This window comes from Agrobacterium sp. LY4 (assembly GCF_001526585.1).
Lineage (GTDB): Bacteria > Pseudomonadota > Alphaproteobacteria > Rhizobiales > Rhizobiaceae > Agrobacterium > Agrobacterium leguminum.
In genome coordinates, this window is record NZ_ASYA01000011.1 from 75,267 (window position 1) to 88,044 (window position 12,778).

The 12,778-nt window shown below is 60.7% G+C and carries 10 protein-coding genes; 2 read left to right on the forward strand and 8 right to left on the reverse strand.

All coding sequences use genetic code 11. The features are described 5' to 3' along the window. The first annotated feature begins 90 nt into the window (after positions 1-90). A complete protein-coding gene (locus L904_RS10635; protein WP_035225097.1) occupies positions 91-1,293 on the forward strand; it encodes a pyridoxal phosphate-dependent aminotransferase in 1,203 nt (400 codons plus the stop codon). Between the two features lie 10 nt (positions 1,294-1,303). Next, entirely contained in the window at positions 1,304-1,996 is a 693-nt protein-coding gene (locus L904_RS10640; protein ID WP_035264933.1) for an SDR family NAD(P)-dependent oxidoreductase, read from the forward strand. Between the two features lie 63 nt (positions 1,997-2,059). On the opposite strand, the gene L904_RS10645 is transcribed toward L904_RS10640, so the two are convergent. From L904_RS10645 to L904_RS10680, 8 genes are all read right to left on the reverse strand, one after another. Then, complete coding sequence (locus tag L904_RS10645) at positions 2,060-2,965, reverse strand: LysR substrate-binding domain-containing protein (RefSeq protein ID WP_035264936.1); 906 nt, start codon at positions 2,963-2,965, stop codon at positions 2,060-2,062. 125 nt (positions 2,966-3,090) lie between these two features. After that, complete coding sequence (locus L904_RS10650) at positions 3,091-5,295, reverse strand: methyl-accepting chemotaxis protein (RefSeq protein WP_035264940.1); 2,205 nt, start codon at positions 5,293-5,295, stop codon at positions 3,091-3,093. 283 nt (positions 5,296-5,578) lie between these two features. Next, complete coding sequence (locus tag L904_RS10655; protein WP_035264943.1) at positions 5,579-7,078, reverse strand: FGGY-family carbohydrate kinase; 1,500 nt, start codon at positions 7,076-7,078, stop codon at positions 5,579-5,581. Further along, positions 7,071-7,913, reverse strand: coding sequence for a class I fructose-bisphosphate aldolase (locus L904_RS10660; protein ID WP_035265023.1), 843 nt, complete (start codon positions 7,911-7,913; stop codon positions 7,071-7,073). The genes L904_RS10655 and L904_RS10660 overlap by 8 nt, the downstream gene beginning before the upstream one ends. 2 nt (positions 7,914-7,915) lie before the next feature. Continuing rightward, positions 7,916-9,640, reverse strand: a complete 1,725-nt coding sequence (locus L904_RS10665; RefSeq protein WP_035264945.1) for a glycerol-3-phosphate dehydrogenase/oxidase — start codon at positions 9,638-9,640, stop codon at positions 7,916-7,918. A gap of 120 nt (positions 9,641-9,760) precedes the next feature. Further along, positions 9,761-10,759: an aldo/keto reductase gene (locus tag L904_RS10670; RefSeq protein WP_035264947.1), complete on the reverse strand. Its 999-nt coding sequence runs from the start codon at positions 10,757-10,759 to the stop codon at positions 9,761-9,763. Beyond that, entirely contained in the window at positions 10,756-11,730 is a 975-nt protein-coding gene (locus tag L904_RS10675; RefSeq protein WP_035264950.1) for a sugar-binding transcriptional regulator, read from the reverse strand. Before L904_RS10675 ends, L904_RS10670 begins: the two co-directional genes overlap by 4 nt. Before the next feature lie 41 nt (positions 11,731-11,771). Continuing rightward, the gene (locus L904_RS10680; RefSeq protein ID WP_035264951.1) at positions 11,772-12,773 is read right to left on the reverse strand and encodes an ABC transporter permease; all 1,002 of its coding nucleotides are present in this window, start codon (positions 12,771-12,773) and stop codon (positions 11,772-11,774) included. Between the last annotated feature and the right edge of the window lie 5 nt (positions 12,774-12,778).

Below are 12,778 nucleotides of genomic sequence, written 5' to 3' on the forward strand. Positions count from 1 at the left end.
GGGGAAACGGCGGAAAATTCCCGTAACCTCTTTGTCATGCACTGGCGTCGCGACGATGCCTGCCTTCACCGTTACAATCGGAAATAATCCATGCCCACCATCGCCCAACGCCTTAACAACGTCACCGTGTCAGCTTCGCTCGCCATGACCCAGAAAGCGCGCGACCTCGCCGCTCAGGGCATCAAGGTCATCAGCCTGTCATCCGGCGAGCCGGATTTCCCGACGCCTGCCCACGCGGTCGAGGCGGCGCATGCGGCGGCCCTTGCCGGCGACACGAAATATCCGCCAGCCGACGGAACGCCTGCGCTACGGGCCGCAATCCAGCGGAAGTTCAAACGCGACAATAATCTCGATTACGATCCGAGCCAGATTCTGGTGGCGGGCGGCGGCAAGCAGATCATCTTCAACGCCATCATGGCCACCTGCGACCCGGGCGATGAGGTCGTCATTCCCGCACCGTCCTGGATCAGCTATGCCGATATCGTGAAGTTCGCGGGCGCCGTGCCCGTGCCGGTGGTTTGCCCGGAGAATAACGGTTTCCGCCTGCGCGCCGAAGATCTCGAAGCCGCCATCACCCCGAAGACCAAGTGGCTGCTTTTCAACTTCCCCAACAACCCCACGGGCGCCGCCTGCTCCCGCGCGGAAATGAAGGAAATCGCCGAGGTCATGCTGCGGCATCCGCATGTCTGGATCATGACCGACGACATGTATGAGCACTTGATCTATGACGACTTCGAATTCTGCACCATCGCCGAAGTCGAGCCGCGCCTCTACGATCGGGTCCTGACCGTCAACGGCGCATCGAAGGCCTATGCCATGACCGGCTGGCGTCTCGGCTTCTGCGGCGGCCCGAAAGATCTCATCAAGGCCATCAGCAACGTCAATACCCAGAACAGCGGCGGTGTCGCGACCATCGTGCAGGCTGCCGCCGTCGCGGTTCTCGACGGCCCGCAGGATCTGCTGAAGGAGCGCGCCGATATCTACAAGACGCGCCGCGACTTCGTGCTCGGCAAGCTTTCGGAAATCGAGGGGCTCCGTTGCCACAAGCCGGAAGGTGCCTTCTATATCTTCCCGAACATTGCCGCGCTGATCGGCAAGACGACGAAGGGTGGCACGAAGATCGAAAACGATACCGATTTCGTCATGGCGCTTCTCGCCGAACATCACGTTGCGACAGTGCAGGGCGCGGCCTATGGCCTCAGCCCCTTCTTCCGGCTTTCCTATGCCACCAGCATGGAAAACCTTGCCGAAGGCTGCGCCCGCATCGCCGAATTCTGCAATGGAATGAAATAGGGAGAACAGCATGTTGGGAGGAAGTGGCCGTGTCATCATGGTTTCCGGTGCATCGCGGGGCCTTGGCCTTGCGATCGCCAAAAGGCTTCACGAAGCCGGTTTCACCGTCGCGGCGGGAGTGCGAAATCCAGCCGCCGTTGCGGTGAAGGATCGGCTTTCGGCCGATCGCTACGATGCGGAAGAGGCTGGCTCGGCGGAGGCCTGGGTTGAGGCCGTTGCCGCCAGATATGGCCGGATCGACGGGCTGGTGAATTGCGCCGGCATCAACCCCAAAGTCCGGGTCATGGATGCGGGTGAAGAAAGCCTCGACCAGATGTGGCGCATCAACGTCAAGGGTCCGCTGAGGGTAACCCGCGCCGCCATTCCCCATCTCGTAAAAACCGGACAGGGCAGGGTTATCAATGTCGCCTCGCTGGCGGGACGCCGCGTGGGGTCGAATGTGGGTTATGCCATGACGAAATTCGCCGTCGTCGCCCTCACCCACGGCATCCGGCAGGAATTGTGGGACAGCGGCGTCCGTGCCACCGCGCTTTGCCCCGGCTATATCGCAACCGATATGACCGTTGGCGAAACGGAAGTCAGCCGCGAGGATATGACCCAGCCGGACGATCTCGCCGAAATGGTCGAAACCCTGCTTCGCCTGCCGAACAACCTTTCGGTGGCCGAATTGCTGGTGAACTGCCGCAAGGAAGCAATGCTTTGATCTTTTCCACGCGCGGCACCGGGAGAGGGTGCTGCGCGTGGCTTTAAAACCGGCCTGACCCTTTTATTTCAGGGTCTCCGCCAGTTGCAGCAATATTTCCTTCACTGCAAGTGCCGGCTCGGAGAGCGGCGTATTGTCCGATACGCAGAAGGACAAGGTTTCCTCAATCATCGGGCTGGCGATCTGCCTGACAACGATTTCCTCATTGGATTCCGCCACGATACGGTCGGCGATGGCCTTGGGCGTTATGGTCGCGCCAAGCCCGGCATCCACGCCGCGCGCTATGGTCCTTACCGATTCCAGCTCCGCCATCACGATCAGATCCTTGCGGCTGCGGGTGAAGGCGAGATTGATGGCGCGGCGCACGAAATTATAGGTCGGCGGCAGAAGGAACGGCAAAAACGCCAGATCGGCGACCGTGATCGGCGCATCGCCCGCTTCCACGCCGAAGCTGCGATGTACGACCAGCACGAATTCCTCACGCAACAGTGGCGTGAACTTGACACCCCGGATTGGCCCGACGCCGTGGATCAAACCCATTTCCAGACGGCCGTTCATGATCATCTGGCTATAGGGCTGGCTGACGCTTTCCGTGATGTGCAGCAAAATGCCGGGATGAAGCCGCTTGGTTTCCTCCATCAGACGCAGCGAAAGCGTGGCGGCGCTGCTGAAGGGCGCAAGGCCCACGGATACCTTGCCGGAAAGCACAGCGCCCGCTTCGAGCGCCTCCGCCTGCGCCTGCTCCATCTGCCGCAAAATGACCTGCGCATGCCTGTAGACGACCTTGCCGGCATCGGTCATGACAACGCCCTGCTGGCTTCGGGTCAGCAGTTTCTGGCGGAAATGCTCCTCGATGCTTGCCAGTTGCTGGCTGAGCGCCGGCTGGGCAATATGCAGCACATCGGCCGCTCTTGTTATGCTACCCATGTCGACAATCGTGATAAACGATTTCAGGCGCCTGATATCCATCTGCTGTTGATCATCCCATTACTTGCTTGCAGGAAATAAGATGCTCAATTTGCAGACAAAGTCCATCTTCCATTTCCCCGCCGTGCCCATCGGCGCTGATGGACACGGCCGCTCAGGTAGCCCAGTCAGGCCGCCTTTAGAGAACTCCGATGAACACCTGTTCCCTGACCGAGTTCGAACTGGCCGAGCAGCCGGTTCAACGCATCGACCTCCGTTGCCAGCGTGTGGCTTGCGGCGGTCATCTCCTCGACCATCGCGGCATTTTTCTGCGTGTCCTGATCCATCTGGTTAACGGCGACGTTGATCTGCTGGAGGCCGGATGACTGTCCCTGCGCGGATTCCACGATCGCGGCGACGTGCTGGTTGATCTCCTGCACTTCGGCAACGATGACATCGAGCGCCTTGCCGGTATCGCCGACCAGATGCACGCCCTCTTCGACCTGCTGGTTCGACTTGGTGATCAGCGACTTGATTTCTTTCGCCGCAGCGGCGGAGCGTTGGGCAAGCTCGCGCACTTCCTGCGCCACCACGGCAAAACCCTTACCCGCCTCACCGGCACGTGCCGCTTCCACCCCGGCATTCAGCGCCAGCAAATTCGTCTGGAAGGCGATCTCATCGATCACGCCGATGATGCTGGAAATTTCGTTCGACGATTTCTCGATCCGCTCCATCGCCATCACGGCCTGACGCACGACTTCACCCGACCGTTCCGCGCCGATGCGCGTGCGGGAAACCAGCCGGCCCGCCTCATGCGCACGGTTCGCGGCATCTTTTACCGTTGTCGTAATCTCTTCAAGGGCCGCAGCGGTTTCTTCGACGGCAGCCGCCTGCTGCTCCGTTCGCCGCGCCAGATCATCGGACGCCGCCTTGATTTCATTGGCGCCGGCGTCGATGCCGGAGGCGTTTTCCGATACCCGCAGAAGCGCGTCCTGCAATTTCCCGGCCGAGCCGTTGAAATCGCCACGCACCGCGTCGAGCTGCTCGACAAAGGGATTGTCGATACGGCAGGCTAGGTCGCCGTCAGCGAGCTTCGCCAGCGCATAAGCCAGGCTGTCGACGGCAAAGCGGATGCTGCCCGCCTCATCGGCAGCCCTGCGTTCCCGCGCCGCACGCTCTTCTTCGCCAAGCGTGCGGTTGGTCTCGGCCTCCTGTTCCAGTGAGGCCTTCTGCCGATTGTTTTCGCGCAGAACATCGAGAGAGCGGGCAAGATCGCCGATTTCGTCCCTTGTCCCGATATCCTTCAGTGTGAGATGAAGATTTCCCTGTGCAATCTGGGCGGTCTCATCGATGATATTGGCGATGCGCCCGATGAACCGCCGCGCGATGAACCATCCCGCCAGTGCCAGCAGCACGGTGGCCGTAACGATGGTCAAAGCGGCGTCACGCATCATGGCATGCAGCTGCGCAAACACCGTTTCTTCCGGCACCGAGATGATTGCGTACCATTTCATGTCCTGGGTAAGCATGACGGGCAAGGCGATGGCGAAGGACGCCGTTCCATCCTGCGCGGTGATCTCGCGCTCCGCACCGGGATTTGCAATCAGCTGATCCCAGCCAGCGGTCTGCGCGCCACCGTCCGCGAGGCTTTTTCCCATGATCGCCGCATCCGGATGACTGATGATCTTGCCGCTGCCGCTGACGAGACTGACGAAACCCGTTCCCATGGGCCTCACCGTCGAAAGCGCCTTGCTTGTTTCATCAAGCGACAGGTCGAGGCCGGCAACCCCCTGAGGCTTGCCATCGACCATAACCGGCTTGGCAATCGAGGTAATCAGGACTTCCTTGCCGTCGATTGCATAGGAATAGGGCTCGACGACGACCGTTTTCTTCAGGGTGAAGGGCAATTGATAATAATCGCCCGGACCTGCGGTGGCATAGTCCGTCAAAGCGGTATTGCCTATTTTGCCGCCGCTGCGTACCCAATAGGGTATGTACCGGCCGGTCGCGTCATGCCCTTCCCTGTTGGCGAAATCCGCGTCCTTGCCGTCAAACGCGTTTGGCTCCCATCCTGTCCAGAGACCAAGGATGTCGGGGTTATTGGCCAGCATCTGGTGAATGATCTGATCGGCCTTACCACGGTCGGCATCGCCTGACTGTTTCATCGATTCCAGAACCGAGGCGAGGCTGTTGACGATATGGATCGTGCCGCCGATATTCTTTTCGGTCGCCAGGGCTTCGCTATGGGCGATCTGCCGCATACGCTCGAGATTGTTGGCCCTGGTATCCTCAATGGACCGATAAAGCAGCATGGCCGAGGCCGCGATTGTCGCAAAGACGCCGCATGCGGCGACCGCAAAAATATTCCGACCCGTTGTCGATTTAAAAAGCATGTCCCATCCCCCAAAACTATGCTGCGACGGTGGCGAGAGTTACGGGTGCGTGCGCAACTGTTGGCGACCGGGCTGGAGGGTGAGCTTAAGAAGTTATGTTTAAAATTTACTTTCAATTCTTTTTTCAAGCGCCACATCAAAACATCAATACTTTATAAAGTTGCAATATTGAAGTATATACAAACTATTGCGCGATATCCTCACCCCTTGCACAGATACTTTCTCTCTGCGCAGGGGCTCTGATTGATGCGGGCGCGCGATTGCGCCCTGCAGAAACCGGAGACTATTGCGGTAGCCGCAAAGCGCTCCAGAAGCCACGCAACTGTGCGGTCAATTCTGCATAGAGACCGTAACGCCGCCCATAATGCGAGACTTGCGCAGCATCGGGCCGGTAAGCATTCGCAACCCGTGTCATCGCCGCAACCGCCTCCTCATAATCAGGATAAAGCCCAATCGCTACGGCCGCGCCAATGGCCGCACCGAGCGCGCCCGTCTCGCGGGCCTCCGCGACACGCAGAGGAATTTCCAGAACATCCGCCATGATCTGCGGCCAATGCTGGCTGCGGGAACCGCCGCCGGACATCACGGCGCTTTCCACCGGCAGTCCCGCTTCGCGCAGGACGCCGATATGGCGGCGATGTTCGAAACACACCCCTTCGAACAGAGCGCGCAACATATGGCCTTCGCCGTGCCATCCCGCGAGGCCGTAAAAGCCGCCGCGAAATTCCGCACCCAGCCGCGAGCCGAAAATGAACGGATGGAAGAACGGATCGTCGGCGCGCGGTGTGACGGAGCCGACCAATTCGTTGCAGCGCTCGAAGGCGTGGTCGCCATGGTCGCCGCGAACACGGTGCACGTACCATTCGAGGTTGGCGGCGGAGGTGGCGCTGGATTCAATATTGACATAGCGGTCACGGCCGAAGGTGGTGACCATGAAGACATCGGGACTGATGACCGGCCTGTCCGCGAAAACCTGGTTGATGCTCCAGGTACCGGCGATGATGGAAGCTTCCCCGGCATTGATAACCCCCGACCCCATGGCGCTGGAGACCACATCGAAGAAACCGCCGATGACGGGCGTACCTTCGGACAGCCCCGTCATAGCCGCAGCCTCGCCCGTCACATGGCCGACGATGTCAGCCGATTCCACGTGACGGGGGAAAAACGCGAACGCGTCCTCAAGATCGTAAAGTGACAGAAGCTCGCGGTCGAGCCGCGCTTCCGGCAAGGCAAGCAGCCCCGCGCCGCTGAGATCGGAAATATCATTGGCAAGGCACCCCGTCAGGCGGAAATTGACGAAATCCTTGCAGAACAGGACCGTACCGGTCCGGGCATAGAGATCGGGGGCATGTCGCTTCACCCAGGCCAGTAGGCTGGGTGTCTGCGCGGGCCATGGCCGTTGCAGGCAACGGGCCTGCAATAACGCACCGCTTTTCCGGTCAAGCTCGGCCGCCACGTCGGCAGCGCGGCTGTCGAGCGACTGAATGCCGATCAGGGGCTGCCGGTCCTTGTCCAGAAGGTAGAGGCCATTGCCGTGGCCGGCGCAGCCCACGGCCAGGATGCTGCGGGGATCGACGGACGATTTCACCAGAAGCTGGCGGATCGCCTCGCAGCCGTTCCGCCACAATTCCTCGAGATCGCGCTCGACATAGCCGGGCTGGGGGAATGTCGACTGTCCGTCGATGGCGTGTTGCGCAACCTGCCGGCCTTCCGTGTCGAACAGCACGGCCTTGATGACCGTGTTGCCAACATCGAGACCCAATATGTGATTTTTATCAGCCACGATTATAGATATCCCATGCTTCCTCGCCACCCGCACCCTGATGGATGATGGCCATCAACGCCGCAACGACGGCCTTGGGATTGTCGTGCTGGTAAATATTGCGCCCGTAAACCATCCCGTTCGCACCTTCGGCCACTAGAGCCGCCGATTTTGTAAGCACGTTACGCAAGTCCTCACGCCCCCCGCCCCGCACCAGCACCGGGCACCGCGCGGCTTCGATCACCTTGTGAAAATCGCGCGGATCGCTGGTCGGATCGGCCTTGATGATATCGGCTCCCATTTCCGAGGCAAGACGCACCAGCGTGACGATCTTTTCGGCATCGCCATCCACCTGATAACCGCCGCGCACATCATTCGGCAGCATCACCAACGGCTCGATCATCAGCGGCATGCCGAAACGATGGCAATCTGCCCGCACACGGCTGATGTTTTCCACACATTGACGAAACAGCTCCGGCTCATCCGGCAGCATGAACAGGTTCACGACGACGCAGGCGGCGTCCATTTCCAGCGCACCGATGATCGGGTCCTGATGGTTCTGGAGCTGCGACCACATGGTTCTGTGGCGCGTGGAATTGTAAGGGTTGCCCATGTCGATACGCATGACGAGGGCCGGCTTGTCGCGCTCCGGCCTCTGCTGCAGCAGATCCGCCTGCCCATAGGCCATCTGTATGGCATCGGGACCGGCCTCGACCAGCCTGTCCACGGTCTGCGCCATATCCTCCAGCCCGACAAGGAAGCTCGGCTCGTTGCAAACCCCGTGATCGATGGCCACATCCAGGCAACCGCCATTGCGGAACAGCCGGTTCATGCGCGCCTTTTTCGAAATCCGCATCATCATGCATTCTCCTTGCATCTGTGTTGAAGCATTGCCGGCGTGACCCCATAAAAAGTCTCCAGCTCATGGATAAGCCGCTGCCGTTCCGCTGCTGCCTGGGTGGCCGGCCAGCCCAGCTCGCGGGCAGCAACGACGAGGATCGCGTCGATCAGATCGGCATCGATGACGCCGGTGATGGCGAGCGTCGTGCGCCGCAGGGCGAGATCGGTCAGGTGGCGCACGTGTTCGAAGCGCATCAGCCAGACCACCTCCGCGGCCGTGATCGGCGATTTTTCTGAAAGCCGGACATCATCCGCACGATCCCGGCAAAAGCCCATCAGATCGAAGGCACGGGAGCCATAAGCCAGAGCCAGATGCTCCGCCCGGTCTCCGACAATCGAAAATTCCTCCACCAGCAAGGCGGGCAGGCTGCTGGCACCGGTGGGAAAATTCCTGCCGCCGCCGATCGGGCGGTCCATGGTGCCGGTCAGCCGCCGGCGTCCAAGAAAGGCCAGAACCTCGTCGGTCACCTGCTCGCCAAAAGCCCTGAAAGTGGTCCACTTGCCGCCGATCATGCAGAGCTGCGGCGGATCGCCCGCAACGCGATGGATGAAATGGCTGCGGGAAATTCTTCCGGTAAAGGCGGCGTCGCTGCGCGGCAGCGGGCGTATGCCGCTGAAACTGAAGACGATGTCGGAATGAGCGATGGCAATCTGCGGAAAGACCTGACGGATGGCGTCGAGAATATAATCCCGTTCCTCGGGCTCGCAGCGCACCCGCTCGGGACGATCCACCTTGATATCGGTCGAGCCTGCGAGAACCCGGCCGAGATAGGGAAAGAGGATACAGACACGATTATCGTCATTCTCGAAGAAGATCATATGGCCGTTCAGGGCCTTCAAAAGCGCCTCGTTGGCAATGATCAGATGCGATCCCTTGGTTCCGGAGACGGTCGGTTTTGCTTTCTCCGCCATTGGCCCGGCGGTCAGCGTGCCAATCGTCTCGTCGATCCATGCGCCGGTTGCATTGACGACGATCCTTGGGCGGACGGGCAGGGCTTCATCCATGCCCTCCAGCCGAATACGATACGCGTCGCCAATACGGACAAGCTCCGCATAGTTGAGCGCAATGCTTTGCGGCGCATCGGCACGGGTGTCGATCAGAAGCTCCAGCGCAAGCCGTTCGGGCTGGCTGATCCACGCATCGTAATAGGTGGCCGAATATCTGATCTCCGGCGTCAAATCCGGCCAATGCTGCAAAGTCCCGGACGCACCGCGAAACGCATGACGGGGCAGGATACGGTTTTTGCGGGTGACGAAATCATAGAGCATCAGACCCGCCTTGATGGCGAGAGCGCCCCGGCTTGCAGGTTTTCCGCCGGAACCGGCAAAGGTTGCCGCCGCGTTGAACAGGCCGCTGAAAGTCGAAAAAATCGGGATCGTGGTCGGCAGCGGATGAACCATATGCGGTGCGAGCCTGAGAAGCGCATCCCGCTCGCGCAACGATTCTGCCACGAGGCCGAATTCACCGTTTTCGAGATAACGCAGGCCACCATGGATCATGCGCGAGGGTGCGGCGCTGCAACCGGAGGAGAAATCGTTGCGCTCCACCAGCAGCACCCGCAGCCCCTGCAAGGCGAGATCGCGATAGGCGGCAATTCCGTTGATGCCGCCGCCGATAACGACGGCATCGAAATCACCATCGAGCCGGATACGGCGCAGAGCGTCCTCGCGAAAACTGGGCATAGAAATACCGTTCGCCGGCTGATGACCAGCGTCCCAATGTTGTTGACCGTTTAAAGCGACGTGAGAGACGGGACGAAAATGATGCGCTGTTTGCCTGAAGTCCCGTCTCAGCCTACATAATCAGGTATCGAGCCCCACAAGATGCTCCGCGACACCGGCGCTGATGAGCGCCAGCTCACTCGCAGTGAGGCGAAGACGTGCCGCGGCAGCGTTTTCAACCGCCTGAGCCGGATCGCGCGCGCCGCAGAGCGAGAATGTTATGCCCGGTTGCGCAATCGTCCAGGCAATCACCACCTGCGCGACCGAAGCCCTGTGGGCAGCCGCCACCGGTTCCAGCACGCCCATCAACTGCGCAATCTTCTGACGGTTCGCCTGGCTGAAGCGCGGGTTGCCGTGGCGCTGGTCGTCTTCCGCAAAGACCCGTTCAGGCCCGACCTTGCCCGAGAGAAGACCGAGCGCCAGCGACGAATAGCTGAGGACCGAGACATCATTCTTTCGGCAAAGCGGCAGCAGCGTCGTCTCGATATCGCGCTTCACCATGGAATATTCTTCCTGAATGGCATCCAGCGCGCCGGTGGCGATATAAGCCTCGAGATCGCCGGGCGAGACGTTGCTTGCCCCGATGGAGCGGATCTTTCCCTCCTCTTTCAGCCGCACCAAAGCCCCGACCGTTTCGGCAATCGGCGTCGTGGCGTCCTGCCAATGGGTCACGTAGTGATCGATATAGTCGGTTCCGAGCCGTTTCAGGCTCTCTTCGACCTCGTGCCGGATGGAAGCGGCACCGAGATAACGGTGAACGGGCTTGCCATCCTGATGGAAGAAATAGGCACCCTCATTCACATGCCAGACCAGCCCGCATTTGCTGACCAGCACCACCTTCTCGCGCCTGCCGGCAATTGCCTTGCCAACGATGGTTTCCGCAAGCCCCATGCCATAGGCCGGTGCCGTATCGATGAGGGAAATACCCGCATCGATGGAGGCCTGGATGGCGGCGATGGATTGCCGCTCGTCGGTGCCGCCCCACATCCAGCCGCCGATGGCCCAGGTGCCAAGCCCCACGGCGGATGCGCCGATGCCGCTTCTGCCGATCGTCCGGGTCAATATTGCATTGTCCGTCACGCGGTTTCCCTTCCTTCATGATCCAGTAAATAGCCGGCTATCGCTTCGTCCACGACGAGCGAGGTCAGATAGCGGCCGGCAAGCGTGGCCGCCACCGGTCCGGCCTTGATGGCGCCTGCCGCCACACCGATGATATTCGGGCACCGGGCAAGCTGCCCGGGGTCCAGCGCCACCACGCGCGAGTTGAGATCGATGCGCGCCAGCTGTCCGTCCGCCATGGTGAGATGGGCGAGAAACTCGCCGGCAATGCCCGCGTCCACCAGCGCCTGCCCGCCACGGGCCGCATCCGGCAGAAGATCGTAATAGCCGGAGCCGGGAGCCTCCACGGAGCCGATGCCGACCAGCGCCACCTGCGCCTGCCGGGCCAGATCGAAGACCTCGCGGATCGATGCGACATTCATCAGAAGGTCGCGCTGTTCCTCATCCTCGGCAAACAGCGGCGCATGAATGAGCGATGCGCTGCCGCCGAGCTTCTCGGCCAGTTGCGTGGCGAGATGATTGACATCCGTATAGTGCTTGCCCTGCACGCCGCCGGTCAGCGGCACCACCCGCACATCGAAACGGCGCTCCGCCTCCAGATTGTCGACAACGGCACTCACCGCCTTGCCGCCGGTAATCGCGATCACATCGCCGTCACGAATGGTTTCCAGCAAGTGGTTGGCGGCCACCCGACCCACCATCTGCAAGGCGGTTTCCGGATTATCGGAGACCGTCGGCGTCACCACCGACTGCCTGAGGCCGAAACGGCGGGTGATCTCGTTTTCGAGGTCCACCAGCCTCTGATAGGGGCTGGCGATGGTGATCTTCACCATGCCCGCCTTGCGGCCGGCCGCAATCATGCGGTTCACCTTGGTATGGGAAAGATTGAGCCGCTCGGCGATCTCCGACTGCTTCACACCCTCGATGAAATGCAGCACCAGGACGGAATACATCTGTCTCTGTTGATCGAAATCATCCTTGATATCCAGCATGGTCGTCTTTCTCCAGTTACCCTCGGGCGAGCGAAGGGCGTTCAACGGCGGCGCCTGACCAGATAGTGGTCGAACAGGACCGCAGTCAGCAATATGCTGCCCCTGATGATGTCCTGCCAGTAGACAGACACATTGAGCAAGGCAAGCGAACTGGAAACCACCGAAAGAAGGATCGCCCCAAGGATCGCGCCGAGAATGGTGCCCGAGCCGCCCGAAAGGCTCGCGCCGCCGATGACCGCCGCCGCAATCACGTTGAGTTCCATGCCGACGCCGAAGCTTGGCTGGGCAGAGCCGAAACGGGCCATATAGATAACGCCTGCAACACCGCACAACATCGAACAAAGCGTGGTGGTGGCAAACACCACCCGGCCGACGCGGATACCGGAATAGGCCGCGGCCTTCGGATTGCTGCCGGTATAGAACACCTTGCGGAAGGCGGTCGTGCGTCGCAGCAGCAGATCGAAAGCAACAACCACCACCGCGAAGATGATCAGCACCAGTGGAATGCCGCCAAGCGCGCCCTGACCGATGAACTTGAATTCCGGCGGCAGGGAATAGAGCCCAAGCGGCCGCCCGCCCGTCGCCAACAGGCACACACCGCGCGCAATCACCATGACGCCCAGCGACACGATGAAATGATGCAGACCGATCACCGTCGTCAGGAATCCCATGGCCATGCCGATCAAGGTCGTAAGGCAGATCGCCAGCCCCGCCGCCACCCATGGGTCGACGCCATTGAGAAACAGCCAGCCAGCCGCCACCATCGCAAGTGCGGTGACGGAGCCGACCGAAAGGTCGATACCGCCAGAGATCAGCAGGATCGTCATGCCCACCACGACGATGCTTTCGATGGCGAAGACCATGGCCATGGCCCGCAGATTGTCCACGGTCAGGAAATACGGGGATATGAAAGACATCACCGCAAAAAGCGCGAGGATGATGACGATCAGCCCGGTTTCCCGCGCCTTGAGCGCCGGCTCCCACCAGGCGGTGCGGCGAACCGCCGTCTCAGCTATGCCCGAAGGTGTTTCCGATGTTGCCATTTTCC